Below are 23670 nucleotides of genomic sequence, written 5' to 3' on the forward strand. Positions count from 1 at the left end.
GGCCTCACGCTCACTTGTAGGTGTCGGGATAGTCGTGGAACTTGCCGATCTCGACCTCGTCGAGCAGAGCCAGCGCATCGTGGGTCTGCACCGCCAGCGAGCAGTACAGCGAGACCAGGTAGGAGGCGATGGCGTTGCGGTTGATGCCCATGAAGCGCACCGACAGGCCCGGGCTCTGCTCGCCCGGCAGGCCGGGCTGGTAGAGGCCGACGACGCCCTGGCGCTTCTCGCCCACGCGCAGCAGCAGGAACTTGGTCTTGCCGTCGGCCACCGGCACCTTGTCGCTGGGGATCAGGGGAATGCCGCGCCAGGTCAGGAACTGGGCGCCGAACAGGCTCACGGTCGGCGGCGGCACGCCACGGCGGGTGCACTCGCGGCCGAAGGCGGCGATGCCCAGCGGGTGGGTCAGGAAGAAGGCCGGCTCCTTCCAGACCTTGGTCAGCAGCTCGTCGAGGTCGTCCGGCGTCGGCGCGCCGCTCAGCGGCGTGATGACCTGGTCCGGGTGGACGCTGGCCAGCAGGCCGTAGTCCGGGTTGTTGATCAGCTCGGCTTCCTGCTTTTCCTTGATCGTCTCGATCGTCAGGCGCAGCTGCTCCTTGATCTGGTCGTGCGGGCTGCTGTAGAGGTCGCTGACGCGGGTGTGGACGTCGAGGATGGTCGACACCGCGTTCAGGAAGTACTCGCGCGGCTGGTCCTCGTAGTCAACGAAGGTGGTCGGCAGCTCGGACTCGTCGCGCTTCGCGCAGCGCACCTGCACGTTCTCGGGGTCCTTGACCTGGTTGAGGCGGTAGATGCCCGCCTCGACCGGGATCCACTGCAGCAGGTGCGTCAGCCAGCGCGGGCTGATCGTCGCCAGGGTCGGCGTGGTCTTGGTGGCATTGGCAAGCTGGCGGGCGGCGTTATCACCCAGCGCGCGTTGAGTCGGCGTGTCGGCCATGGAGCAATCCCTCGTGGATGAGAAAAGCGCATATCGATATGCGCAGATGGTTCAGTGTCCGGGTGGGGTCCCGGTGGCATCAACCGGCTATCGCCACCAAATGCAGCGATGCCACGGCCAGGCTCATCCGGCGAGCTGCTCGCACTGGGCGATCAGCTCGGCCAGCGGCAGGTCCAGGGCCAGGGCGAGCTTGGCGGCGGTGGCCAGCGAGGGCATCACGGCACCCCGCTCGATCTCGCCCATGTAGGACCGGTTGAGCTCGGCCCGGTTGGCCAGCTGCTCCTGCGACCAGCCGCGGTCCTCGCGGCGGCGACGCACCGCCCGGCCGAAGCGGCTGCCGAGGGCTCGCTCGTCCTCAGAGCGAAGCGGCATGCCCATCGCGTCCATCCTCGCGGGTGTTGGCCTGGGAGATGCGGCTGCCCGGCGGCACGCTGCGCGTGAGCCAGACGTTGCCGCCGATGGTGGAGCCCTGGCCGATCCGGATCCGGCCCAGCAGGGTGGCGCCGGCATAGATCACCACGCCGTCCTCGACGATGGGATGGCGCGCGCCGCCCTTGAGGATCTGGCCGTCGGCATCGGTCTCGAAGCGCTTCGCGCCGAGCGTGACAGCCTGGTAGATGCGCACGTCGCGACCGATCTCCGCCGTCTCGCCGATCACCACCCCGGTGCCATGGTCGATGAAGAAACCGGCCCCAATGCGGGCGCCCGGATGCAGGTCGATGCCGGTGCGGCCATGTGCGATCTCGGCCACCAGCCGCGCCAGCAGCGGCACCCCCAGGCGGTAGAGCTGGTGGGCGATGCGGTGGTGGATGATGGCTTCCAGCCCGGGGTAGCAGAGCAGCACCTCGTCGACGCTGCGCGCCGCCGGATCGCCCTGGAAGGCCGCCAGCACATCACTGTCCAGCAGCTCGCGCATCGCGGGCAGGCCGGCACCGAAGTCGCGGACAAGGGCCAGCGCGCGCGCCTCGATCGCCGCCGCGTCGGCCGGACCGGATCGGGCCTGGTGGCGCAGCTCCAGGCGCACCTGCGCCAGCAGGCCATGCAGGGCCAGGTCCAGCGAATGGCCGACGTAGAAATCCTCGCCCTCCTGACGCAGGTCGGGCGGACCCAGGCGCAGGGGGAAGAGCGCCCCGCGCAGGCGGCCGACGATCGCGTCGAGCGCCTCGCGCGACGGCAGCTCCCGCGCCGCCGCCTCCGTCGGCCGGTTCTGGGACTGGCGCCAGCGTTCGCGCGCCCGGCGCAGGCCGGCCACGATGCTGGGCAGGTCGAGGGCCTCGGCCGCGTGGACGGGATGCTGCGAGGGGAGGGACGTCATGGGTTCAGTCCTGCACCCAGGGCAGGCCGTGGAAGCGCCAGCCATCGGCGCGGCCGCGGTGCTGCTCGGCATCCAGCTCGCCCTCGAAGCCCTCCAGCACATTGAAGACCCGCGCAAAACCCGCCTTGCCCGCGGCTTCGGCGGCCAGCACCGAGCGCTTGCCGCTGCGGCACAGCAGCAGCAGGGTTTCGTGCTTCGGCACCTTGCCCTCCAGCTCGCGGACGAAGCGCGGGTTGCGCGTCAGCGCGGTGCCGGTGGCCCAGGCCACATGCACGCTGCCGGGCACCTGGCCGACGAACTTGCGCTCCTCGGCCGTTCGCACGTCGACCAGCACGGCCTGACCGGCCTGGACCAGGGCCCAGGCCTCGGGCGGCGTCACGCCACCGGCATAGGCCAGGCCCTCGCGCAAGGCGGCCGCTTGGGCGCGTTCCAGAACGGCGGGCAGGGGGGTGTCGGCGAGCGCAGCGGACATGGCGAGATCTCGGAAAGCCTGGGGGCTTGATGGCGATAGCCGCCAGCTTAGGGAGCCCCCCGCCGGGCGGGAACCAAGCTTTTGGCGCTTGCTTATGCGTGCGGGTTGCAAAGCAGGCCGCCCGGCGCCCGGCGGGGAGCTGGCCTTCATCGCTCGACCACGTCCGGCTGCAGCGGGGCCAGCTTGGCCAGGATCACGTTCTGCACGCGGTAGGGCACGCCATTGCGGTTCAGGGCTTCGTACAGGTTCTCGGCCAGCGCATTGAACTGCGCATTGGTGATGCCCAGGCCGGCATGACTGCTCTTCATGTCGCGACCGCTGTAGCGCTCCGGGCCGCCCAGGGCCTGGCCGAACTGCTCGCGCAGCAGCTGCTTGAGACGCGGGATGTCGGTCTTCGCGAACTGGAAGTTGATGCGGCTGTCGGCCGCGACGATGCCGACGAAGTCATCGATCACCTTGGCGATGGCCGGCGCGCCGCCAAGCTGCTGGTAGAGCGTCGGGGCCGGGGCCGCGGGCTCGGCCCGGGCCGGGAGCAGCGCCGCGGCGCCGAGGGCGAACAGGCCGAGGGCCAGGCCGCGATGGAAGCGGTTCATGGAGTTCTCCTTGAAGGGACGGCAGGAAAGAGGACGACTCAGAAGCCGGCCGTGACGGACAGGTAGTAGCCGTCCTGGGTCTTGGGATTGATCGGGCTGCCGGGGGCGCCCGTGACCAGCGGACCGATGTTGAGATAGGCCAGCACCACGGACAGGTGCTTGTTCGGCGCCCAGCCGAGGAAGACGTCGAAGGCGTCCTTCTCGCGGTCGATCGACAGGTTGCGGGGCTTGCTGCGGTACTCGGCGCCGACCACCCAGTCGCGGGCCAGCAGGTAGGCGGCCGAGGCCTCGAGCTGCGGCTTGTAGCGATCCTCGCGGTCACCGCCGAAGCCAAGCACGCCGAACTGGTTGGCCTTGGTCAGGCGCACCGTGCCGTTGAGCAGCAGGCTCTGCGCGAGGAAGAGCTTGGTGGCCGACACGTAGTAGTCGGTGCCGCGGTTCTTCTTCGCCCCGAGATCGGTCGGCTTGGTCGTGCCCCCCAGGCCGCGGATGCCCTGGTGGTCCTTGAACTGCGCGCCGACGGCAATCTGCGGCAGCCAGCTGTCCTGGTCGTAGACGGCATCGCCGAGCACCTTCAGCTTCACGCCGAAGATGTTCTGGCGCACGGTCACGCCCTGGAGGGCGCCGCCTTCGGTCTCGACCTTGTGCTCGGCATAGGACAGCTCGAAGCGGTCGGCGATGCCCAGGGCCACCCCCGGGCTCTTGACCTGGTAGTCGCCCGAGTCGAAGAAGGTGTAGTGGATGTTGCCGCCGTAGCTGTTGCGGGTGCCGTAGCCGGTGATCAGGGCCCAGGGGGTGAGCCCGCCCCCGCCGGAGCCCTCGAAGGCACTGACCCCGCCGGTCAGCAGCAGCTTGCCCAGGTCAGGCCGGGGCAGGTCCTGCGACAAGGCACCGCCGGTCGCCAGGGTGGTGAGGGAAGCCGCCAGCAGCGGCCTCAGCGAACTCTTGAAACGCATCGTGGAACTCTCGAAGAGAAGGGAGACAAGCCCGGGGCTTGCCTGACGGGCCCGGCCGCCCGCAGGCAAGGCTGCGCCCAGCCCGGGCCTGGACGGCCCGGAACCAGTCGATCCGGGGAGGGAGGAAAGGGCCGGCGCGCGAGGGCGGCCGGCCGGGATCAGTGCGCCAGCGGCTGGCCCGCGGCAGTGGCCCGCGGCACCTCGACCAAGCGACCCGAACGCACGTCGTAGAGGTAGCCGTGGATCGGGATCTCGCGCGCGATCAGCGGGTGCTGGCGGATGCGGGTGACGTCGTCGAGCACCGCCTGCTCGGCGTCGGAAATGGTCAGCCAGCGGATGTAGCGGCCGGCAGACGAGCCGGCGCTGTGCCCCACGTCGTGCCAGCCCTCCGCATCGAGGACCGCGGTGTCGAGGCTCTTCTCCAGCAAGCCGGAGATGATCTCGTCGGTGAACAGCACCATGCCGCAGTCCGTGTGGTGGACGACGAAGTAGGCCTGCGTGCCCAGCAGCTTGTGCGAGATGACCAGGGAGCGGATCGCGTCGTCGCTCGCACGGCCGCCGGCATTGCGGATCACGTGCGCATCGCCCTCGGCCAGGCCGGCGTACTTGGCCGGATCCAGCCGGGCGTCCATGCAGGTCAGCACCGCGAAGCGGCGGGCCGGCGGCAAGGGCAGCGTGGACTTGTCGCCGAAGGTCTCGGCGTACTTCGCGTTGGCGGCAAGGACTTCGTTCAGCAGGGACACGGCAGGCTCCGGAGGCGGCAGGGCGGCACGGGGGCGGAGGAAGCGGGCGAGCTTCCGGCGGAGGAAGGACGGCATGGCGCGGGCGGGGCTCAGACCGCCGCCAGGGCCTGGTCCAGGTCGGCGCGCAGGTCCTCGACATGCTCGATGCCGACCGACAGGCGCACCGCGTCCTCGCTGACGCCGGCCCGGGCCAGTTCCTCGGGCGAGAGCTGGCGGTGCGTGGTCGAGGCCGGATGGGTGGCCAGCGACTTGGCGTCGCCGATGTTCACCAGGCGGGTGAAGAGCTGCAGCGCATCGAGGAAGCGCGCACCGCGTGCGCGGCCCTCGCCGGCCGGGCCCTTCAGTCCGAAGGTCAGCAGGCCCGAGGCCTTGCCGCCGAACTGCTTGCGGACCAGGGCATGGTCGGGGTGATCCTCCAGCCCGGCGTAGTTCACCCAGGCCACCTTCGGATGCTGGCTCAGATGCCGCGCCAGGGCCCCTGCGTTGTCGCTGATGCGGTCCAGGCGCAGGCCCAGGGTCTCGATGCCCTGCAGGATCAGGAAGGCATTGAAGGGCGAGATCGCCGCGCCGATGTTGCGCAGCGGCACGACCCGCGCCCGGCCGATGTAGGCCGCCGGGCCGAGGGCCTCGGTGTAGACCACGCCGTGGTAGCTGGGGTCCGGCTCGTTCAGTCGCTTGAAGCGGGCCTTGTGCTCGGCCCAGGGGAAGGTGCCCGCGTCGACGATCGCGCCGCCCAGGGCATTGCCGTGGCCGCCGAGGTACTTGGTCAGCGAGTGCACGACGATGTCGGCGCCGAAGGCGATCGGCCGGTGCAGGTAGGGCGTCGGCACGGTGTTGTCGACGATCAGCGGCAGGCCGTGGCGGTGGGCCACCTCGGCCACGCGGGCGATGTCGGTCACGTTGCCCTGCGGGTTGCCCAGCGACTCGACGAAGATGGCCTTGGTCTTCGCATCGATCAGGGCCTCGAAGCTTTCCGGCTGGCGGTGGTCGGCGAAGCGGGTCTGGATGCCGTACTGCGGCAGGGTGTGCGCGAACAGGTTCCAGGTGCCGCCGTAGAGCGCGGTGGAAGCGACGATGTTGTCGCCGGCCTCGGCGATCGTCAGGATGGCATAGGTCACGGCCGTCTGGCCCGAAGCCAGCGCCAGCGCGGCGATGCCGCCTTCGAGCGCGGCGACGCGCTGCTCCAGCACATCCTGGGTCGGATTCATGATCCGCGTGTAGATGTTGCCCGGCACCTTCAGGTCGAACAGATCGGCGCCGTGCTGCGCGCTGTCGAAGGCATAGGCCACCGTCTGGTGGATGGGCACCGCGACCGACTTGGTGACCGGATCGGGCGTGTAGCCGGCATGCACCGCGCGGGTGTCGAAGCGCCAGCTCGGATCGTTCTTGCTTTGGGCCATGGTGTGCTCTGAAGGGGTTGACGATGACGCTCAGCGTAGGCGTGCGCCCTGGCGTCGCGAACTGATGAATCGGCATGTCCTCATGGCGGCGCGGCTGTGCCGGGTGTCGATCGCCAGCGGGATGCTGATGCGGGGACAGGCCTGCTGATGCAGCAACGCCAGCGACATCGCGGCAGGCCGGCTTGGGGCGACGGCCGTCGCCTTGGCGTCGCCCAAAGACAACGGCGTCCCGGCCGCGAAGCCGGGACGCCGTCAGGGTCCGGAAGGGGAAGGGGCCGCGCCGGGCGCGGCAGCCGATCGGATGCGGCTCAGACCGCGAAGCGCCACGGCAGGCCGGCAGGCCCCAGCCGTTCCGGCGGGGGCGCGGTGTCCACCCTTGCCGGCTGGCCGAGCACGCGCTGCAGCACGGCCTCCTCGGTCGCCGCAAAGGCCGCGTGACCGCGCGAGCGCGGTCGCGGCAGCGCCAGGGCCTGGTCCAGGCCGAAGCGGCCGTCCTCGATCAGCAGCACGCGGTCGGCCAGGGCCACCGCTTCGGCGACGTCGTGGGTGACCAGCAGGGCCGTGAAGCCATGCTGCTTCCACAGGGATTCGATCAGGCGCTGCATCTCGATCCGGGTCAGGGCATCGAGCGCACCGAGCGGCTCGTCGAGCAGCAGAAGCTTGGGCCGGTGCACCAGGGCACGCGCCAGGGCCACGCGCTGGCGCTGGCCGCCGGAAAGGGCGGCCGGCCAGTCGTGGGCGCGGTCGGCCAGGCCTACCTGGGCCAGGGCCTCGCGCGCGCGCGGGTGGGCATCGGGTCCGTCCAGGCCCAGCAGCACATTGCCGATGACACGCTTCCACGGCAGCAGGCGCGCGTCCTGGAACATCACGCGGATGTCGGGCCCGGCCCCGCCCGCGAGCTGCACGTCGCCGCCATCGGGGCGGTCGAGGCCGGCGATCAGGCGCAGCAGCGTGCTCTTGCCGCAGCCGCTGCGGCCGACGATGGCGACGAACTCGCCGGGCTGGATGGTCAGGTCCAGGCCGTCGAGCACCGGGCGCTGGCTGAACTGCCGGCGCACCCCCGTGATCCGGATGCCCAGGCCGGGGGCCTCGGGCGGCAGGCCGCCCGCCGACGCCGCGACCGGGCCGGCCTGGGGCGTGCGTTCGACGAATCCGAGGGCTGCGCCCTCCAGTTCATTCAGGATCATGGCGTGAGCCTCAGGATGTCGCGCGGTAGCCGGGATGCCAGCGCAGCCACCAGCGCTCGAGGCCCTTGGCCAGCAGGTCGGCCAGCTTGCCGAGCAGCGCGTACAGCAGGATGCCGACCAGCACGACATCGGTCTGCAGGAACTCGCGTGCATTCATCGTCAGGTAGCCGAGCCCGAATGCGCGGACAGGGTCTCGGCGACGATCAGCAGCACCCACATCAGGCCGAGCGAGAAGCGCAGGCCGACCAGCACCGAGGCCACGGCACCCGGCAGGATCACGTGGCGGTAGAGCGCCCAGCCGCGCAGGCCGTAGCTTCGCGCCATCTCGATCAGGCCCGGATCGACCGAGCGGATGCCGTGGAAGGTGTTCAGGTAGACCGGGAAGAACACGCCGATCGCGACCAGGAAGATCTTGGCCGTTTCGTCGATGCCGAACCACAGGATGACGAGCGGGATCAGCGCCAGCGGCGGGATGTTGCGCAGCATCTGCAGCGTGGTGTCGAGCAGGTTCTCGGCCTGGCGTGAACTGCCGTTGAGCAAGCCCAGCAGCAGGCCCAGGCCGCCGCCCAGGGCCAGGCCGGTCAGCGCGCGCTGCGCGCTGATGGCCACATGCTCGGCCAGTTCACCCGAACGCAGCAGGGTCCAGAAGGCCTGGGCCACGGCCAGCGGCTCGGGCAGCACGCGGCTCGACAGCAGGCCGCTGCGCGAGGCCAGGGCCCAGCCCAGCAGGATGCCCAGGGGTACGAGCCAGGGCCGCAGCAGCTTGAAGGCCTCAGATCGCCAGACGTTGGGGGTCGACATGGAGGGGCACTCGCGGCAAGGCAAGCCGCTCGATCAGTTCGAGTCGGTTACCGAAGGGGTCTTCGACGTAGAGGCGGACCTGCGCATCGAGCGCCTGCCGGTCCACCGGCCAGCCGGCGGCCTGCAGGCGTGCGTGCAGCGCGTCGAGCGCATGGACCTGCAGGGCCAGATGGGCCTGCGGTGCGACCCCGGTGTAGGCGCCCTCGCACAGGTCCAGGCGCTGGCTGCCGAGGCGGTAGCGCAGCACGCCGGGCTGGTCCAGGCGCGGATCGCGCCACTCGACCAGGCCCAGCGCCTGCTCGTAGAAGGCGCGGGCCTGGCGGGCCCCGCCCAGCGGGATCGGCAGCTGGACATGGTCCAGCGCCTGGATCTCGGCCGCCATCGCTCAGCTGGCCGCGGCGCGCGGCACGTAGCTGTTGGCCACGATCTCGCCGAACGGCCCCGTCAGCACCTGGCCCGGCAGGGCCTGGGGCCGCTCCAGCGGCAGCAGCGGGAACAGCAGCTCGGCCACGCGATGCACCTCCTCCAGATGCGGATAGCCCGACAGGATGAAGTGCTCGATGCCCAGCGCCGCATATTCCTTCAGGCGCTCGGCGACCTGCTCGGCACTGCCGACCAGGGCGGTGCCGGCCCCCCCGCGCACCAGGCCGACCCCGGCCCAGAGGTTGGGGCTGATCTCCAGGCCCTCGCGCACGTCGGCCGGATTGAAGCGGCCGCCGTGCAGCTCGGCCATGCGGCGTTGGCCGACCGAATCCATGCTGGCGAACTTGGCCTGGGCCGCCGACACCGTGGCCGGGTCGAGGTGGCTGAGCAGCTCGGCAGCGGCCCGCCAGGCCTCGTCCTCGGTCTCGCGGACGATGACATGCAGGCGGACGCCGTAGCTCAGCGTGCGGCCCAGCGCCGCCGCGCGCGCCCGCACATCGGCCAGCTTGGCGGCCACCGCAGCCGGGGGCTCGCCCCAGCTCAGGTAGGTGTCGACCTCGGCCGCGGCCAGGGCATGGCCGGCCTCGGACGAACCGCCGAAGTAGATCGGCGGCCAGGGCCGCTGCAGCGGCGGATACAGCAGCTTGCCGGACCGCACGCCGAGGTGCTCGCCCTCGAAGTCCAGCGGCTCGCCGCGGTGGCTGCGTTCGAGCAGCTCGCGCCAGATCTGGATGAACTCGCGCGACTGGGCGTAGCGCGCGCCGTGGTCGAGGAACTGCCCGTCACCGGCCAGTTCCTCGGCATCGCCCCCGGTGACCAGGTTGACCAGCAGGCGCCCGCCGGACAGGCGATCCAGCGTGGCCGCCATGCGCGCCGACTGCGCCGGGGCCACCAGGCCCGGGCGCAGCGCGACCAGGAATTTCAGGCGGCGGGTCGCATCGATGAGGCTGGCCGCGAGCACCCAGGAGTCCTCGCAGGAGCGGCCGGTCGGCAGCAGCACGCCCTCGAAGCCCAGGCTGTCGGCGGCGATCGCGACCTGCTTGAAGTAATCGAAGGTGGCCGCCCGCGCGCCCTTGGACGTGCCGAGGTAGCGCGAGTCGCCGTGGGTCGGGATGAACCAGAGCAGCTTCATGGTGGGGACGGTGCCGGGCTCAGTGGCCGGCCAGCTTCAGCGGCTGCTTCGGCAGGGCGTCGACGATGCGGATGGGCTTGGGGATCAGCTTGAGCGCGTGGAAGCTGTCGGCGATCTTCTGCTGCTCGGCGGCCACCTCGGGGCTCACCGGCTTCACGCCCAGCGGGTAGTGCGACAGGCTGCGCTCGACGATGGCCGGATCCAGGCCTTGCAGCGGCGCGATGCGCGCAGCCGCCTCCTTCAGGTTGGCCTGCAGCCAGCGGCTCTGCACCTCGATGTCCTCGAACACGGCCTGCAGCACCTGCGGGTGCTTCTCGACGTAGCCGCGCTCGGCCAGGTAGTACTGGAAGTTGTGCGCGACGCCGCGGCCGTCGGTCAGCACGCGGGCCTGCACCTGCAGCTCGGCCGCGGCGAGGAAGGGGTCCCAGATCGCCCAGGCGTCGACCGCACCGCGCTCGAAGGCGGCCCGCGCATCGGCCGGGGCCAGGAACTGCGGCTGCACGTCGCTGTACTGCAGGCCGGCCTTCTCCAGCGCCTTGACCAGCAGGTAGTGGACGTTCGAGCCCTTGTTCAGCGCGATCTTCTTGCCCTTGAGCTCGGCGACGCTCTTGATCGGCGAATCCTTCGGCACGACGATGGCCTCGGCCTGCGGGGCCGGCGGCTCATGGCCCACGTACACAAAGTTCGCGCCGGCGGCCTGGGCCACGATGGGCGGCGCCTCGCCGACGAAACCCAGGTCGATCGAGCCGACGTTCAGGCCCTCCAGCAGCTGCGGGCCGGCCGGGAACTCGACCCAGCGCACGGCCACGCCGAGCGGCTGGAGCTTCTTCTCCAGCGAACCGCTGGCCTTCTGCAGCACCAGCAGGCTGGCGGACTTCTGGAAGCCGATGCGCAGCTCCTTGGGGGCCGTTTGCGCACGGGCCGGGGCGGGGCCGCCGAGGGCGGCCGCGGCCAGCGCAAAGGCCGCGGCCAGCGCGAAGACGCCGCGGCGGCGGAAGGACAGGGGCGCGTGGGAGTCGGACATGGGCATCGTGGGTCGTGGGAGGGGAAGGGCTCAGCGCAACGGGCTCAGCACGGGCGGGGTGCGGGCCGGGGCCCGCAGCGGCTGCAGGGCCTCGTCGAGGCGGACGAGCAGGGCCGGGTCCGGCAGGTAGCCGCCGGCCGCATGCGGCGGCAGCTGGGCTTCGGTCGCGTAGACGGTGTCGAGGATGTGGCGCACCCCGAGGGCGGCCAGCACCGGCCGCAGCGACCAGTCCAGCGCCAGCAGATGGGCCAGGCTGCCGCCGGTGGCCAGGGGCAGCACGGTCTTGCCGCGCAGGCCGTCCTGCGGCAGCAGGTCGAGGAAGACCTTCAGCAGGCCGCTGGCGGACGCCTTGTAGATGGGCGTGGCGATGACGAGCAGATCGGACTCGGCGACCACGCCCAGCGCACGGCGCAGCGGCGCGTCGTCGAGATCACCGGCCAGCAGGGCGGCGGGCGGCAGCTCGCGGATCGGCACGTTGTCGATGCGCAGGGCCCGCGATTCCAGACGGGTCAGCGCCAGCTGCAGGAGCCAGGCCGAGCGTGAACGATTCGAGGGGCTGCCGGACAGGCCGACGATGCGCAGGGGCGGCAGGGAGGAAGACATGGCGCCAGCTTAGGAGCCGGCCCCGCGGCCACCAAGCAAGGCTTTGGCGCTTGCTTATGCGGTTTGCGATGCAGGCTCTCGCACTGAGCCTGCATCAGCAGACGATCAGCGCTGCAGCCCCCAGCGACGCACGGTCAGGCGCTCGATGCTCGCGAAGACCAGGGTCTCGACCGCCAGGCCGATCAGGATCACGGTGGCCAGGCCCGCGAAGACCCGGTCGGTGTAGAGCTCGTTGCGGTTCTGGAAGATGAACCAGCCGAGGCCGCCCTGGCCGGAGGTGGTGCCGAAGACCAGCTCGGCCGCGATCAGCGTGCGCCAGGCGAAGGCCCAGCCGATCTTCAGGCCGGTCAGGAGGGCCGGCAGCGCGGCCGGCACCAGGATCTGCGCGACATAGCGCGGCCCGCGCAGGCCCATGTTGCGGCCGGCCATGCGCAGCGTCTCGGGCACCGACTCGAAGCCGCTCAGCATGTTCAGCGCGAGCGGCCACAGCACCGCGTGCACCAGCACGAAGAGCAGGCTCTTGCTGCCCAGGCCGAACCACAGCAGGGCCAGAGGCAGCAGCGCGATGGCGGGCAGCGGGTTGAACAGGCCGGTCAGGGTCGACAGGACCTCGCGCCCGAAGCGGGAGGACACGGCCAGGCCCGTCAGCGCGAAGGCGGCGACGATGCCCAGCAGGTAGCCCTGCAGCAGCACGGCCAGGGAATGCCCGCCGGCCTTGGCGAGCTCGCCGCGGGCCCAGGCCTCCGCGAAGGCGCGGGCGGTGGCCAGCAGGCTGGGGAAGAGCAGCTCGTTGTCGGCCCAGCGCGCGCCGCCTTCCCACAGCAGGCCCAGCACCAGCAGCACCAGGCCGCGCCGCAGCGGGCCCTGCGCGACCAGGCGCTGCAGCAGGCTGCGCGGCCGGGCCAGCGGGGCCTCGGTGAAGGGGGCCAGCACGTGCTCGCAGTCGGGTCGGCGCGGCGGCTGCAGGGCCGGGGCGCGCAGGCCGTGCGGGTCGAGCGGGATCACGCTCATTGCACCGCCTCCCGCCGCGGTGCCGCCGAGGGTGTCGGCGTGCCGCCCACGGCCTGCAGGGGCTCGAAGAGCAGACGGTGGATGCGGTCGACTGCGGCCTGGAAGGCCGCCTGGCCGCCGCTGTGCAGGCCGAAGTCCTGCGCATCGATCTCGGCCCGTACGCGACCGGGGTGCGGCGACAGCACGACGATTCGGGTGCCGACCATGAGCGCCTCGTCGATGGAATGGGTGACGAACAGCAGCGTGAAGCGCAGCCGGTCCCAGAGGCCGAGCAGTTCCTCCTGCATGCGGCGCCGGGTCAGGGCATCCAGCGCGGCGAAGGGCTCGTCCATCAGCAGGATCTTGGGCTCCATCGCCAGCGCGCGGGCCAGCGCGACGCGCTGCTTCATGCCGCCCGACAGGGTGTGCGGGTGCGCGTCGCCGAAGTCGGTCAGGCCCACCTGCTGCAGGGCATGCTCGACCCGCGCCGCGCGCGTGGCCGCATCCAGACGCCGGCCACGGGCCTGCACGGCCAGCGGGAAGGCGACGTTCTGGCGCACGGTCTTCCAGGGCGGCAGCTGGTCGAATTCCTGGAAGACGACATAGCGGTCCGGCCCCGGGCCGCGCACCGGCTGGCCGTCGAGCACGATCTCGCCTTCGCGCGGCGGCACGAAGCCGGCCACCGCCTTGAGCAGCGAGGACTTGCCGCAACCCGAGGCGCCGAGCAGCACCAGGCGCTCGCCACGGTGCACGTCGAAGCTGATGCGGTGGGTGGCGCGGACGATGCGCTCGGGCGTGGCGTAGTCCAGCGTGACGCCGCGCAGCGCCAGCAGGGGATCGGGCAGCGCCGCCGTCATCTCAGTTGCCGGCCGCGTTGTGGGCGTCGTCGAAGAAGTAGTCGGCGACGCCGGCCGGCTTGTTCTTGATCGCGCCGACGCGGTGCATGAAGTTCGCCAGCGTCAGCGTGTTCTGCGGCGTGAGCTTGAACTGGATCTGCGGGTCGCGCAGCAGCGAGAGCAGCAGCGCACGGTCGATCTTCGCGCCGCTGACGCGCTGGTAGGCGTCGGCGGCCAGCTCGGGCTGGCCCTGCACGAGACGCACGGCGTCCTGCAGCGCGGCGACGAAGGCCTGGTAGGTCTTCGGGTTCTCGCTGCGGAACTTGCGGGTCGCGTAGAGCACGGTGGCCGAGGACGGGCCCCCGAGCACGTCGTAGGAGTTCAGCACCACATGCACCTTGGGGTTGCCGGCCAGGGCCTGCTGCTGGAAGGGCGGGGTGCTGAAGTGGGCGTTGATCTCGGTGCCGCCGCTGATCAGGGCCGCCGTCGCGTCGGGATGCGGCACGGCCACCTGCAGCTTGTCCAGCCGGTTGTAGGCGGCGTCGCCCCAGCGCTGGGCCGAGGCCAGTTGCAGGATGCGCGACTGCACCGACACGCCGACCGCCGGCAGCGCGATGCGGTCGCCGTCGCCGAAGTCCTCGATCGTCCTGACCTTGGGATTGTGGCTCAGCAGGTAGTAGGGGAAGTTGCCGAGCGAGGCCACGCCCTTGACGTCCTGCCGGCCCTTGCTGCGGTCCCACAGCGTCAGCAGCGGGCCGACGCCGGCGCCGGCGATGTCGATCGAGCCGGCCAGCAGCGCGTCGTTGACGGCGGCGCCACCGGAGAGCTGCACCCACTCGACGTCGATCTCCACCCCCAGCTTGCGGCCCTGGGCTTCGATCAGCTTCTGATCCTGGGCCACGTTCAGCAGCAGGTAGACGATGCCGAACTGCTGCGCGATCCGCAGCTTGCCTTCGGCATGGGCCGGCGCGCTGGCGAGCAGGCTGCCCAGGCCGAGGCCGAGGGCGATCAGGGCCGCAGTGCCGCGGCGACGCAGGAAGGGACGCATGGGACGGTCTCGTTCAGGGGAAGGGGCGGGGCAGGCGCGACGCAGGCTCAGAAGGGCCGGTCGCCTTCGATCGTGGTGCGGTGCAGGCGGCGGCGCTGCTCCGGCGGACAGCCGGCGGCCAGGTGCATGACCGAGCGGTTGTCCCAGAACACCATGTCGCCCGGCTGCCAGCGGTGGCGGTAGACGAACTCGGGCCGCGTGCTGTGCGCGAACAGCTCGGCCAGCAGGGCGCGGCTCTCGTCCTCGGGCAGGCCGACGATGCGGGTGGTGAAGTGCTCGCTGACGAAGAGCGCGGCGCGGCCGGTCTCCGGGTGCGTGCGGACGACGGGCTGGCGCACCGGCGGCACGGCGGCCACCTGGGCCTCGCTCAGCTTCGGCCGCCAGGGGCTGCGGGCCCGCAGGGCCTCGTACTTGCACAGGTAGCTGTGCTCGGCCTGGCGACCCGCGACCGCACGCTTGAGCGCGACGGGCAGCGCGGCCCAGGCCAGGTGCTGGTTCGCGAACAGCGTGTCGCCGCCCTCGGCGGGGAGCTCCTGGGCGAGCAGCATCGAGCCGAGGCTGGGCCGCTCCTTGTAGGACAGGTCGGAATGCCAGTAGTGGCCGGCATCGCCCAGGCCGACCGGCTGGCCCTGCTCGACGATGTTGGAGACCACCAGGATCTCCGGATGCCCGGCCAGGCCGAACTGGTGCAGCACATGGATCTGCAGCGGGCCGAAGCGGCGGCTGAAGTCGATCTGCTGCTGCGGCGTCACCGCCTGCTGGCCGCGGAAGACGAGCACATGGTGGTCGAGATGCGCACGGTGCACGGCGCGGAAGGCGTGCTCGGGCAGCGGACGGTCCAGGCGCAGGCCGAGCACCTCGGCACCCAGCGGGGCCTCGAAGGCACGGAAGACCAGGGACGCGTCGACCCCGGTCGTCGGGGGCAGCGGTTCAGCAAGCGCGGACATCGGCACGGACCGCCCCGGCGGGGAGGCAGCTCAGAAAGGAGCGCGACTGTAGGAAGCCACCCCGCGGCGGGGGAAGCGGCGGCTGCGCATGCCGATCTGCGCGCGCCGCATAAGCCCCGCGCCGCCCGCAGCCGCCCGCAGCCGCCCGCAGCCGGCCTCAGGCGTCCTCGACGGTCTGCCACCGGCCGGGCCGCAGCGCGCCGTCGAGCAGGTCCGGCCAGTGGCCCATGCGCAGCGTCTTGGTGCGCAGATAGCCCTGGTTCCCGGGGTGGCTGCCGGCCCGCAGCGGCAGGCGCTCGACCACGGTGATGCCGGCCGCCTGCAGGCCCTGGACCTTGGCCGGGTTGTGGGTCAGCAGACGCACCCGCTGCACGCCCAGCGCACGCAGCAGGTCGGCGGCGGCCGCGTAGTCGCGTGCATCGTCGGGCAGGCCCAGGCGGCGGTTGGCCTCGACGGTGTCGGCGCCCTGGTCCTGCAGCGCGTAGGCGCGAACCTTGTCGACCAGGCCGATGCCGCGGCCTTCCTGCCGCAGGTAGAGGAGCACACCCGCCCCGGCCTCGGCCAAGTGCTGCAGCGCGCGGTGGAGCTGCGGACCGCAGTCGCACTTGAGGCTGCCGAAGGCATCGCCGCTGAGGCATTCGGAATGCAGGCGGACCAGCACCGGCGTGCCGGGGTCCAGCGCGCCCAGGCTGAGCGCCGCATGCTCGCGGCCGCGGGCATCGACGACGGCGTGCAGGCGGAAGCGGCCGGCCGCGGTCGGCAGGTCGCAGCTGGCGCCGCGAACGAAACCGGCTGGCCGGTCGGGCAGGGTGGGCGGGAAGGACAAGGCTGTCGGCATGGGACGGGACACGGGAGACCGGTGCGGCAGCGTGCGCAATCGCTGTGCCGGGCCGGGAGGCGGGCCCGGCAGCTCTTGCGCCCCCGCGAGGGCGGCGGCTGCTGCATCCGCAGCACGCCCTGCGCGCAGGCTGCTGCGCCGGCAGCGGCCGGATGCCGCTTCTATGCATATGCGCGATCGGCGCTTGGCCGCGGGCCGAGCGGCCCCGAGCATGCGGGAACTTGTCATGACCAGTTCCCTCCACCCCAGCCCCCCGAGCCGCCCTGCCCCGCTGCATGCGCGGCTGGGCCAGACGCTGCGCCACCGCATCCTGGACGGCCAGTACGCGCCGGCCTCGCGGCTGCCGTCGGAGCGCGAGCTGATCGCCGACTTCGGCCTGAGCCGCATCACCGTGCGCAAGGCGCTCGACGACCTGCAGCAGGAGGGCCTGATCACCACCGTGCACGGCAAGGGCCGCTTCGTCGCGGCACCGAAGGCCTTCCAGGACCTGCGCGAGCTGCGCGGCCTGGCCGAGGCCCTGGCCCCGCAGGGCCGCCAGCTGCGCAACCGCCTGCTCGGCGCATGGATCGGGCCGGCGCCGGAAGGCATCGCCCAGCGGCTGGGTCTGGCGCCGGGCGCAGCGGTCGGCACGATCCGCCGGCTGCGCATGCTCGACGGCCTGCCGCTGTCGGTCGAGACCAGCCACTTCCCGGCCGCGATCGCCGAGGCGCTGCTGCAGCAGGACCTGGCCGGCCGCGACGTGTTCCGGCTGCTCGAGGACGCGCTCGGCCTGGCGCTCGGCCAGGCCGAGCTGGCGATCGAGGCCACGGCCGCCGACGCCGAGCTCGCCGACGCCCTGGGGCTGGCCGCCGGGGCGCCGCTGCTGCGGATCGAGCGGCTCACGCACGACGCCCAGGGCCGGCCGATCGACTTCGAGCATCTCCACTACCGCAGCGACGGCTTCCAGATCCGGCTGCAGATTCCCAGGAAGGCCCACGCGGCATGAGCATCCCCTCCTCCCCCCCGAGCGAAGCGATCCACGATGTCATCGTGGTCGGCGGCGGCACGGCCGGCCCGATGGCCGCGATCAAGGCCAAGGCGCGCGACCCGCGGCTGCGCGTGCTGCTGCTCGACAAGGCACACGTCAAGCGCAGCGGCGCGATCTCGATGGGCATGGACGGCCTGAACAACGCCGTGCTGCCCGGCCATGCCACGCCCGAGCAGTACACCCGCGAGATCACCCTGGCCAACGAGGGCATCGTCGACCAGTCCACCGTCTACGCCTACGCGGCCCACAGCGCGGCCACGATCGAGCAGCTCGACCGCTGGGGCGTGAAGTTCGAGAAGGACGGCACCGGCGACTACGCCGTGAAGAAGGTCCACCACCTCGGCAGCTACGTGCTGCCGATGCCCGAGGGGCATGACGTGAAGGCGGTGCTCTACCGCCAGCTCAAGCGGGCGCGGGTCGAGATCGGCAACCGCCTGGTCGTCACGCGGGTACTGCTCGATGCGCGGGGCGAGGCCTGCGGCGTGATCGGCTTCGACTGCCGCACGGCCGAAGTCCAGGTGCTGCGCGCGAAGGCGGTGATCCTGTGCTGCGGCGCGGCCGGCCGCCTGGGCCTGCCGGCCTCCGGCTACCTGATGGGCACCTACGAGAACCCGACCAATGCCGGCGACGGCTACGCCATGGCCTTCCACGCGGGCGCGGCGCTGGCCAACCTGGAGTGCTACCAGATCAACCCGCTGATCAAGGACTACAACGGCCCGGCCTGCGCCTACGTCACCGGTCCGCTCGGCGGCTACACCGTCAATGCGCAGGGCCAGCGCTTCATCGAATGCGACTACTGGTCGGGCCAGATGATGCTGGAGTTCTGGCGCGAGCTGCAGGGCGGCCAGGGCCCGGTCTTCCTGAAGATGGACCATCTGGCCGAGGAGACCATCCAGACCATCGAGACCATCCTGCACAGCAACGAGCGGCCGAGCCGCGGCAGCTTCCACGCCGGCCGCGGCACCGACTACCGCCAGCGCATGGTGGAGATGCACATCTCCGAGATCGGCTTCTGCAGCGGCCACAGCGCCTCGGGCGTGGCCGTCAACACGCGGGCCGAGACCACGGTGCCCGGCCTCTATGCGGCCGGCGACCTGGCCGCCGTGCCGCACAACTACATGCTCGGCGCCTTCACCTACGGCTGGTTCGCCGGCGAGGCCGCGGCCGAGCGCGCCCTGGGCCGCGACCTGGCCGTGCCCGATGCCGGGCAGATCGCCCGCGAGCAGGCCCGCATCCTCGCGCCGCTCGCGCGCAGCGAGCGCGGCGGCGGCCTGCCGCCGCTGCAGGTCGAATACAAGCTGCGCCGCTTCGTCAACGACTACCTGCAGCCGCCCAAGGTCACGCGCAAGATGGAACTGGCGCTGGACCGCTTCGCCGAGATCGGCGAGGACCTTGAACGGCTGCATGCCCGCGACCCGCACGAGCTGATGCGCGCCGCCGAGGTGAGCGTCATCCACGACTGCGCGCAGATGGCCGCGCGTGCCTCGCTGTTCCGCACCGAGAGCCGCTGGGGCCTCTACCACCTGCGCGTCGACCACCCCGAGCGCAACGACGCCGACTGGTTCTGCCACACCCACCTGAGCCGTGGCGCGAACGGCGGCTTCGTCCACCGCAAGGTCGCGGTGGAGCCCTACCGCTTCCCCATCGAGGATGCCGAGCGCGACGCCTACGGCCGCCTGCGCATCCCCCAAGCTGCCGCGCCCGCGGCCCAGCCCGCATGAACTTCACCCCCCGCACCATCGACCAGCGCAGCGCCGCGCCCGTCACCATCGACGAAGGCCTGTGCATCGCCGACAAGGGCTGCCGCGTCTGCATCGACGTCTGCCCGATGGACCTGCTGGCCATCGACCCGGCGACGGGCAAGGCCTTCATGAAGTACGACGAGTGCTGGTACTGCATGCCCTGCGCGAAGGACTGCCCGACCGGCGCCGTCCAGGTCGCGATCCCCTACCTGCTGCGCTGAGCCGCCCCTGCCGAAGCCGAGCCCGCCATGTCCCTGCCCCCGGCCCTGGATCCCCGCCTGCACGATGCCGACCCGGTCGTGCGCAGCCTCGCGCTGCGCGAACTGGCCGAGGCGGAGGACGAGGCCCACCTGCCGCAGCTCTGCGCGGCCCTGCACGACCCCGCGCCTGCCGTGCGGCTGGAAGCCGCCCGCGGCCTGACCGCCTGGGAACGGGCCGAGACCGTGCAGGCCCTGATCGGCGCCCTCGACGACCCCGAAGCGGCCGTGCGCGAGGCGGCCGGCCGCAGCCTGGGCGAGTTGCAGGACCCGGCCAGCGCCGACTGGCTGTGGCCGGCCCTGGACCACTCGCAGGCCGCCGTGCGCGCCCAGCTGCTGCAGGCGCTGCGGCCACTGCGCTGCCCCGCGGCCCTGCCGGCGGCGCGCCGTCTGCTGGACGATGCCGCGCCGGCGGTGCGGGCCGCCGCCGTCGAACTGATCGCCTGGCTCAAGCCGCCCGAGGACCTGCCCCGCCTGGCCGGCCTGGCCGGCGCGGACCCGGCCCCCGCCGTGCGGCGGGCCGCGCTGGCGGCGCTGGCCTACGCACCGGCCGAAGCCCCCGGCGTGGACGCCGTGCTGGCGCGCAGCCTGCGGGAAGCGGCCGACTGGACCCTGCGCGAGGCCGCGGCCGCCACCCTGGTGCGGCTGCGTCGGCCGGCCCTTCGGCCCGCCCTGCAGGCGGCGCTGGACGACAGCCACTGGCAGGTGCGGCTGCTGGCCGCGCGCGCCCTGGGCCGCCTGGGCCGCGCCGCCGGACCGGCCCTGCCTGCCCTGGTCGCCCAGCTCGCGCAGCCGGTGCCGAACCTGCGCAAGGAGACGGTGATCGCTCTCGGCGAAGTCGGTGACCCCGCCGCCCGGCCGGCCCTGCTCGGCGTGGCCGACGACCCGGACCCGGACGTGCGCAAGCTCGCGCGGCTGGCGCTGACGACGCTCGACCGGGCCGCTCAGGCGGCCTCGGACACGCCGAAGTAGCGCGCCGCCAGCGCCTCGCGACCGCCGAGCGCGGCCACCGGGCCGCTGCGCTCGGCGCGGCCGCGATCGATGACGGTCACCCGGTGGGCGTGGCGCAGCACGGCCCCCGCGCCCTGTTCCGCCAGCAGCAGGCTCAGGCCCTGCGTGGTGTTCAGGTGGTGCAGCACGGCGACGATCTCGTCGACGACCCGGGCGGCCAGGCCCATCGACAGCTCATCGAGCAGCAGCAGCCGCGGCCGCGCCATCAGCGCACGGCCGATCGCGGCCATCTGCTGCTCGCCGCCCGAGCCCAGGCCCGCCGGACTGCGGCGGCGTTCCCGCAGCCGGGGAAAGAGGGTGTAGACCGCCTCCAGGTCCTGCGCCAGCTCCTCGGCCGAGGCGTCGCGGCCGAGGCCGCCGCAACGCAGGTTGTCCTCGAGGCTCAGGCGCGGGAAGAGCCGCCGGCCCTCCAGCACCGGCACCAGGCCGGCCCGCACGCGCCAGGCCGGCGGCTGGCCGTCCAGGACCTGGCCGTCGAAGTGCACACGGCCTGCGCTGATCGCCCCGCCCTCGGCCGGCAGCAGGCCGGCGATGGCCTTCAGCGCGGTGGACTTGCCGGCGCCGTTCGGGCCGAGCAGCACGTGGACCTCGCCGGGCTGCACGCACAGGCTCAGCGCCTGCAGGGCCTGCACGGCGCCGCCGTAGCGGACCGCCACGGCGTCCAGGGCCAGCCGTGGCGGCGGCGCCTCAGCTCCAGGCATGGAAGGGCGGCTTCACGCCGTTCAGCAGGTGGTTGCCGACGATGGCGTACTTCCAGCGCACCGGGTCGTGCAGGGTGTGGGTGCGGGCATTGCGCCAGTGGCGGTCGAGGTTGTAGCTGCCGGCGGTGGCCCGCGCACCGGCCAGCTCGAAGAGCTTGCTGCTGGTCTCCAGCGCGATCTCGGTGGAGAGCACCTTGGCCTCGGCCACGGCCAGCTGGGCGGCGGCCACGGTCTCGGCATCGGGCGCGGCGACGGCGCGATCGATCGCCAGGCCGGCCCGTTCGAGCAGGGCCTCGCTCGCATGCAGGCGGATCTGCAGGCCGCCGAGGGCATGGACGGTGTGCGGGTCCTGGCTGGCGTGGTCGAGCTGGCTGTCGATCCACGGCCGGCTGCGGGTGCGCACGAAGTCCACCGTGTCGGCCAGCGCATTGCGGGCGATGCCGACGTCGATGGCCGCCTGGATGATCTGGAAGATCGCGCCGTCGGCCGAGGGCGCGGCATAGCCCCGGTAGGCCGGGATCAGGTGGGTGCGCGGCACGCGGACCTGGTCGATCAGCACGGTGCCGCTCAGCGTGGTGCGCTGGCCGAAGGCGCTCCAGTCGTCGATCACCGTCAGGCCTGGCGCGTCGCGGCGGGCCACGGCATACCAGGCGCGACCCTCGGCATCGTTGGCGACGATCGGCACCCAGTGCGCGAGCAGGGCCCCGGTCGAATAGAACTTGCGGCCGCTGACGCGCACATGGTCGGGGCCGTCGTCGACGAAGCGCGTCTCGAACTCGGCCGCGCGCCGCGAGCCGGACTCGGAGAAGGCATTGCCGAGGCGGGCGCCGCCCAGCACCTCGGCGAAGAAGAGGGCCTGCTGGGCCGGGTCCGACACGGTGCGGATGGCCGCCACGATGCCGAGATGGTTCTGCGTGATCTGCGCAATCGAGGGGTCGGCCGCCGCGAGGATGGCGATCACCTCGGCGATCACGGCGTAGGACAGCTCGGGCCCGCCGTGCGCGCGCGGCACGTTCAGCGACCACAGGCCGCTCTGCGAGTAGACGTCGAGCTCCTCGACCGGCCAGCGGCGCTCGCGGTCGCGCTCGGCCGCACCGGGCGCGAAGCGGGCGGCCAGGGCCTGGGCGATCTGCAGGGCCTCGGCCGCGTCGCGGACGACATGGGCCGGCTCGGGACGGCGTGGCAGGGCCGGCACGCCGACCGGCGGCTCGGGGGCCAGGGCGGAGCGGACCGGGGCGGCAGCAGTGGAAGCAGGCAGGGCAGACATGGCAAGGGACAGGGTCGGACGGGACGGGAGGGGTCGGGACAAGGCGTGGCGTGGCGGTGCGGGCGGGCGCCGCTTCAGTCCTCGGCCCGGGTGCGCAGCGGCAGGCCCTTCTCGCGGGCGTAGGCCTCGGCCGAGCGCTCGATCAGCGGCCGCAGCAGCGCCCAGTCCGGCGCGATCCAGTCGGACACCGGCTGCCAGCGCTGGCCGTCCCACTGCTGGAAGGCGACGCGGCCCTCGCCCTCGTGATTGGCCCAGCTGAGCTTGATCGAATGGAAGAGGCCTTCGGCACCGAGCGCGGCGGTGCGCGCCGGGTCGATCTGGAGCTGCTCCAGGCCCCAGCGGAACTCATCGCCGGTGAGCGTGCGGCGGCCGTAGCGGGCCTGCGCGACGCGCAGCGCCTCCACATGCAGGATGCCGTTGAGCACGCCGAGGTTGTGATAGACGCTGCCCACCCGGCGCGGGTCCGACAGATTGCCCAGGCCCTGGTCGTAGAGCGTGCGCTGGATCTCGCGCAGCACCGGGAAGTGCGCGCCGGCGCGCACGGTGCTCAGCGCCACATAGCCCTTGGCCGCGGCCCCGGCGGGGATCACGTCCTCTTCGGAGTTGGACCACACATTGCCCACGATGCGCTCGACCGGGTAGCCGGTCTTCTGCGCGGTCTTCAGCGCCACCGGGTTCATCACGCCCCAGCCGCGCAGCACCACGTGGTCGGGCTGGGCGCGGCGGATCGCCAGCCACTGGGCCTGCTGCTCGTTGCCGGGATGCGGCACCTCGATCTGCTGCAGGCTGAAGCCGTACCGGCGTGCCAGCAGCTCGTAGATCGGCACGGTCTCCTTGCCATAGGGAGAGCCGTGGTAGAGCACGACGATCTTCTTGCCCTTGAGCTTGTCGTGGCCGCCGGCCCGCTGGGCCAGGTAGTTCACGATGCCCGAGGTCTCGCTGTAGGGGTTGAGCAGCAGCGGGAAGGCGTACTTGAAGACGCGGCCGTCGGTGGTGTCGGTGCGGCCGTGGTTCAGCGTGACCAGGGGCACGCGGTCGGCGCTCACGCGGTCGAGCATGGCGTAGGCGATGCCGACCGAGAGCGGGTTCCAGGCGGCGATGCCGGGACGCTGCTTCAGGCGTTCGTAGACCTCGATGCCGCGCTCGACCTCGTACTGGGTCTCGCCTTCCGCCCAGGTCAGTCGCACGCCGCCGACGCCGCCGTCGCGGCGGTTGACCAGGTTCAGGTAGTCGATGAAGCCGCCGAAGAAGCCGCTGCCGCCGGCCGCGTAGGGCCCGACGCGGTAGCTCTGCAGGGGGAAGAACTGTTCGGCCGCCGGCGCGAGCGCAGGGACGGCAAGGGCCAGCGCCAGCGTGGCGCGACGAAGCAGGGGCAGGAGGGCCATGACAGGGTCAGGAGGCAGGAGGAAGAGGAAGGGAC

25 protein-coding genes and 1 pseudogene are annotated in these 23670 nt (G+C 72.2%); 4 read left to right on the forward strand and 22 right to left on the reverse strand.

Translation table 11 applies throughout. From position 1 onward, the window contains the following. Positions 1-10: 10 nt before the first annotated feature. From H4F90_RS12730 to ribA, 19 genes and pseudogenes are all read right to left on the reverse strand, one after another. Positions 11-937 carry a family 2A encapsulin nanocompartment shell protein gene (locus H4F90_RS12730; RefSeq protein ID WP_182665182.1) on the reverse strand — a complete coding sequence of 309 codons (927 nt, stop codon included), beginning with the start codon at positions 935-937 and terminating at the stop codon, positions 11-13. A gap of 123 nt (positions 938-1060) precedes the next feature. Next, positions 1061-1309 (reverse strand): helix-turn-helix domain-containing protein, encoded by a 249-nt coding sequence (locus H4F90_RS12735; RefSeq protein ID WP_220486164.1) that lies wholly within the window; start codon positions 1307-1309, stop codon positions 1061-1063. After that, a complete protein-coding gene (epsC, locus tag H4F90_RS12740; RefSeq protein WP_220486165.1) occupies positions 1293-2252 on the reverse strand; it encodes a serine O-acetyltransferase EpsC in 960 nt (319 codons plus the stop codon). Before epsC ends, H4F90_RS12735 begins: the two co-directional genes overlap by 17 nt. 4 nt (positions 2253-2256) lie before the next feature. Continuing rightward, positions 2257-2724 (reverse strand): rhodanese-like domain-containing protein, encoded by a 468-nt coding sequence (locus H4F90_RS12745; protein ID WP_182665188.1) that lies wholly within the window; start codon positions 2722-2724, stop codon positions 2257-2259. Between the two features lie 146 nt (positions 2725-2870). After that, a complete protein-coding gene (locus H4F90_RS12750) occupies positions 2871-3317 on the reverse strand; it encodes a group I truncated hemoglobin (protein WP_182665190.1) in 447 nt (148 codons plus the stop codon). Positions 3318-3355: 38 nt separating this feature from the next. Continuing rightward, positions 3356-4273, reverse strand: coding sequence for a DUF3034 family protein (locus H4F90_RS12755; RefSeq protein ID WP_182665192.1), 918 nt, complete (start codon positions 4271-4273; stop codon positions 3356-3358). A 158-nt stretch (positions 4274-4431) separates the two neighbouring features. Continuing rightward, positions 4432-5016 (reverse strand): beta-class carbonic anhydrase, encoded by a 585-nt coding sequence (locus H4F90_RS12760; RefSeq protein WP_328700928.1) that lies wholly within the window; start codon positions 5014-5016, stop codon positions 4432-4434. Between the two features lie 89 nt (positions 5017-5105). Continuing rightward, positions 5106-6416, reverse strand: coding sequence for an O-acetylhomoserine aminocarboxypropyltransferase/cysteine synthase family protein (locus H4F90_RS12765; protein ID WP_182665196.1), 1311 nt, complete (start codon positions 6414-6416; stop codon positions 5106-5108). A gap of 308 nt (positions 6417-6724) precedes the next feature. Continuing rightward, positions 6725-7603, reverse strand: a complete 879-nt coding sequence (locus H4F90_RS12770) for an ATP-binding cassette domain-containing protein (protein WP_182665198.1) — start codon at positions 7601-7603, stop codon at positions 6725-6727. 10 nt (positions 7604-7613) lie between these two features. After that, positions 7614-8404, reverse strand: a pseudogene (ssuC, locus tag H4F90_RS12775) (aliphatic sulfonate ABC transporter permease SsuC). Next, a complete protein-coding gene (locus H4F90_RS12780; protein ID WP_182665200.1) occupies positions 8376-8786 on the reverse strand; it encodes a VOC family protein in 411 nt (136 codons plus the stop codon). The pseudogene ssuC and the gene H4F90_RS12780 overlap by 29 nt, the downstream one beginning before the upstream one ends. A gap of 3 nt (positions 8787-8789) precedes the next feature. After that, entirely contained in the window at positions 8790-9959 is a 1170-nt protein-coding gene (gene ssuD / locus H4F90_RS12785; protein ID WP_182665202.1) for an FMNH2-dependent alkanesulfonate monooxygenase, read from the reverse strand. Positions 9960-9978: 19 nt separating this feature from the next. Continuing rightward, positions 9979-10983, reverse strand: coding sequence for a sulfonate ABC transporter substrate-binding protein (locus tag H4F90_RS12790; protein WP_235972190.1), 1005 nt, complete (start codon positions 10981-10983; stop codon positions 9979-9981). A gap of 30 nt (positions 10984-11013) precedes the next feature. Further along, positions 11014-11586, reverse strand: a complete 573-nt coding sequence (gene ssuE, locus H4F90_RS12795; RefSeq protein WP_182665206.1) for an NADPH-dependent FMN reductase — start codon at positions 11584-11586, stop codon at positions 11014-11016. A gap of 105 nt (positions 11587-11691) precedes the next feature. Further along, on the reverse strand, positions 11692-12597 hold the full coding sequence (locus H4F90_RS12800) for an ABC transporter permease (protein ID WP_182665209.1): 906 nt from the start codon (positions 12595-12597) through the stop codon (positions 11692-11694). Next, entirely contained in the window at positions 12594-13433 is an 840-nt protein-coding gene (locus tag H4F90_RS12805; RefSeq protein ID WP_182665211.1) for an ABC transporter ATP-binding protein, read from the reverse strand. The genes H4F90_RS12800 and H4F90_RS12805 overlap by 4 nt, the downstream gene beginning before the upstream one ends. A 1-nt stretch (position 13434) precedes the next feature. Continuing rightward, positions 13435-14460, reverse strand: a complete 1026-nt coding sequence (locus tag H4F90_RS12810) for an ABC transporter substrate-binding protein (protein WP_182665213.1) — start codon at positions 14458-14460, stop codon at positions 13435-13437. Between the two features lie 47 nt (positions 14461-14507). Continuing rightward, positions 14508-15407 (reverse strand): TauD/TfdA dioxygenase family protein, encoded by a 900-nt coding sequence (locus tag H4F90_RS12815; RefSeq protein ID WP_182665215.1) that lies wholly within the window; start codon positions 15405-15407, stop codon positions 14508-14510. 157 nt (positions 15408-15564) lie between these two features. Beyond that, positions 15565-16245 (reverse strand): GTP cyclohydrolase II, encoded by a 681-nt coding sequence (gene ribA, locus H4F90_RS12820; RefSeq protein ID WP_220486166.1) that lies wholly within the window; start codon positions 16243-16245, stop codon positions 15565-15567. A gap of 226 nt (positions 16246-16471) precedes the next feature. Here ribA and H4F90_RS12825 point away from each other — a divergent pair, with 226 nt between their 5' ends. The 4 genes from H4F90_RS12825 to H4F90_RS12840 are packed head-to-tail and all read left to right on the forward strand — an operon-like array spanning position 16472 to position 20243. Beyond that, entirely contained in the window at positions 16472-17230 is a 759-nt protein-coding gene (locus tag H4F90_RS12825) for a GntR family transcriptional regulator (RefSeq protein WP_182665218.1), read from the forward strand. Further along, a complete protein-coding gene (locus tag H4F90_RS12830) occupies positions 17227-18993 on the forward strand; it encodes a fumarate reductase/succinate dehydrogenase flavoprotein subunit (protein WP_182665220.1) in 1767 nt (588 codons plus the stop codon). Before H4F90_RS12825 ends, H4F90_RS12830 begins: the two co-directional genes overlap by 4 nt. Then, positions 18990-19235: a 4Fe-4S dicluster domain-containing protein gene (locus H4F90_RS12835; RefSeq protein WP_182665222.1), complete on the forward strand. Its 246-nt coding sequence runs from the start codon at positions 18990-18992 to the stop codon at positions 19233-19235. Before H4F90_RS12830 ends, H4F90_RS12835 begins: the two co-directional genes overlap by 4 nt. Positions 19236-19262: 27 nt before the next feature. Next, a complete protein-coding gene (locus tag H4F90_RS12840) occupies positions 19263-20243 on the forward strand; it encodes a HEAT repeat domain-containing protein (protein ID WP_182665224.1) in 981 nt (326 codons plus the stop codon). On the opposite strand, the gene H4F90_RS12845 is transcribed toward H4F90_RS12840, so the two are convergent. The 3 genes from H4F90_RS12845 to H4F90_RS12855 all read right to left on the reverse strand — a co-directional run bounded on the left by H4F90_RS12845 (position 20216) and on the right by H4F90_RS12855 (position 23635). Then, a complete protein-coding gene (locus H4F90_RS12845; RefSeq protein ID WP_182665226.1) occupies positions 20216-20983 on the reverse strand; it encodes an ABC transporter ATP-binding protein in 768 nt (255 codons plus the stop codon). The genes H4F90_RS12840 and H4F90_RS12845 overlap by 28 nt on opposite strands. Continuing rightward, the gene (locus tag H4F90_RS12850; protein WP_182665228.1) at positions 20970-22250 is read right to left on the reverse strand and encodes an SfnB family sulfur acquisition oxidoreductase; all 1281 of its coding nucleotides are present in this window, start codon (positions 22248-22250) and stop codon (positions 20970-20972) included. The genes H4F90_RS12845 and H4F90_RS12850 overlap by 14 nt, the downstream gene beginning before the upstream one ends. Positions 22251-22324: 74 nt before the next feature. Beyond that, positions 22325-23635, reverse strand: coding sequence for an ABC transporter substrate-binding protein (locus tag H4F90_RS12855; RefSeq protein ID WP_182665230.1), 1311 nt, complete (start codon positions 23633-23635; stop codon positions 22325-22327). Between the last annotated feature and the right edge of the window lie 35 nt (positions 23636-23670).

Origin of the sequence: Aquariibacter albus (assembly GCF_014145335.1) — a bacterium.
Taxonomy (GTDB): Bacteria; Pseudomonadota; Gammaproteobacteria; order Burkholderiales; family Burkholderiaceae_C; genus Aquariibacter; species Aquariibacter albus.

Bases quoted from the DNA above. Each gene is read 5' to 3' on its own strand.
- H4F90_RS12765 (WP_182665196.1), bottom strand. From the start codon at position 6,416: ATGGCCCAAAGCAAGAACGATCCGAGCTGGCGCTTCGACACCCGCGCG.
- H4F90_RS12835 (WP_182665222.1), top strand. From the start codon at position 18,990: ATGAACTTCACCCCCCGCACCATCGACCAGCGCAGCGCCGCGCCCGTC.
- H4F90_RS12840 (WP_182665224.1), top strand. From the start codon at position 19,263: ATGTCCCTGCCCCCGGCCCTGGATCCCCGCCTGCACGATGCCGACCCG.
- H4F90_RS12755 (WP_182665192.1), bottom strand. From the start codon at position 4,273: ATGCGTTTCAAGAGTTCGCTGAGGCCGCTGCTGGCGGCTTCCCTCACC.
- H4F90_RS12790 (WP_235972190.1), bottom strand. From the start codon at position 10,983: ATGTCCGACTCCCACGCGCCCCTGTCCTTCCGCCGCCGCGGCGTCTTC.
- H4F90_RS12730 (WP_182665182.1), bottom strand. From the start codon at position 937: ATGGCCGACACGCCGACTCAACGCGCGCTGGGTGATAACGCCGCCCGC.
- H4F90_RS12850 (WP_182665228.1), bottom strand. From the start codon at position 22,250: ATGTCTGCCCTGCCTGCTTCCACTGCTGCCGCCCCGGTCCGCTCCGCC.
- ssuD (WP_182665202.1), bottom strand. From the start codon at position 9,959: ATGAAGCTGCTCTGGTTCATCCCGACCCACGGCGACTCGCGCTACCTC.
- H4F90_RS12810 (WP_182665213.1), bottom strand. From the start codon at position 14,460: ATGCGTCCCTTCCTGCGTCGCCGCGGCACTGCGGCCCTGATCGCCCTC.
- H4F90_RS12805 (WP_182665211.1), bottom strand. From the start codon at position 13,433: ATGACGGCGGCGCTGCCCGATCCCCTGCTGGCGCTGCGCGGCGTCACG.
- H4F90_RS12855 (WP_182665230.1), bottom strand. From the start codon at position 23,635: ATGGCCCTCCTGCCCCTGCTTCGTCGCGCCACGCTGGCGCTGGCCCTT.
- ssuE (WP_182665206.1), bottom strand. From the start codon at position 11,586: ATGTCTTCCTCCCTGCCGCCCCTGCGCATCGTCGGCCTGTCCGGCAGC.
- H4F90_RS12815 (WP_182665215.1), bottom strand. From the start codon at position 15,407: ATGTCCGCGCTTGCTGAACCGCTGCCCCCGACGACCGGGGTCGACGCG.
- epsC (WP_220486165.1), bottom strand. From the start codon at position 2,252: ATGACGTCCCTCCCCTCGCAGCATCCCGTCCACGCGGCCGAGGCCCTC.
- H4F90_RS12745 (WP_182665188.1), bottom strand. From the start codon at position 2,724: ATGTCCGCTGCGCTCGCCGACACCCCCCTGCCCGCCGTTCTGGAACGC.
- H4F90_RS12800 (WP_182665209.1), bottom strand. From the start codon at position 12,597: ATGAGCGTGATCCCGCTCGACCCGCACGGCCTGCGCGCCCCGGCCCTG.
- H4F90_RS12780 (WP_182665200.1), bottom strand. From the start codon at position 8,786: ATGGCGGCCGAGATCCAGGCGCTGGACCATGTCCAGCTGCCGATCCCG.
- H4F90_RS12830 (WP_182665220.1), top strand. From the start codon at position 17,227: ATGAGCATCCCCTCCTCCCCCCCGAGCGAAGCGATCCACGATGTCATC.
- ribA (WP_220486166.1), bottom strand. From the start codon at position 16,245: ATGCCGACAGCCTTGTCCTTCCCGCCCACCCTGCCCGACCGGCCAGCC.
- H4F90_RS12825 (WP_182665218.1), top strand. From the start codon at position 16,472: ATGACCAGTTCCCTCCACCCCAGCCCCCCGAGCCGCCCTGCCCCGCTG.
- H4F90_RS12845 (WP_182665226.1), bottom strand. From the start codon at position 20,983: ATGCCTGGAGCTGAGGCGCCGCCGCCACGGCTGGCCCTGGACGCCGTG.
- H4F90_RS12750 (WP_182665190.1), bottom strand. From the start codon at position 3,317: ATGAACCGCTTCCATCGCGGCCTGGCCCTCGGCCTGTTCGCCCTCGGC.
- H4F90_RS12770 (WP_182665198.1), bottom strand. From the start codon at position 7,603: ATGATCCTGAATGAACTGGAGGGCGCAGCCCTCGGATTCGTCGAACGC.
- H4F90_RS12735 (WP_220486164.1), bottom strand. From the start codon at position 1,309: ATGCCGCTTCGCTCTGAGGACGAGCGAGCCCTCGGCAGCCGCTTCGGC.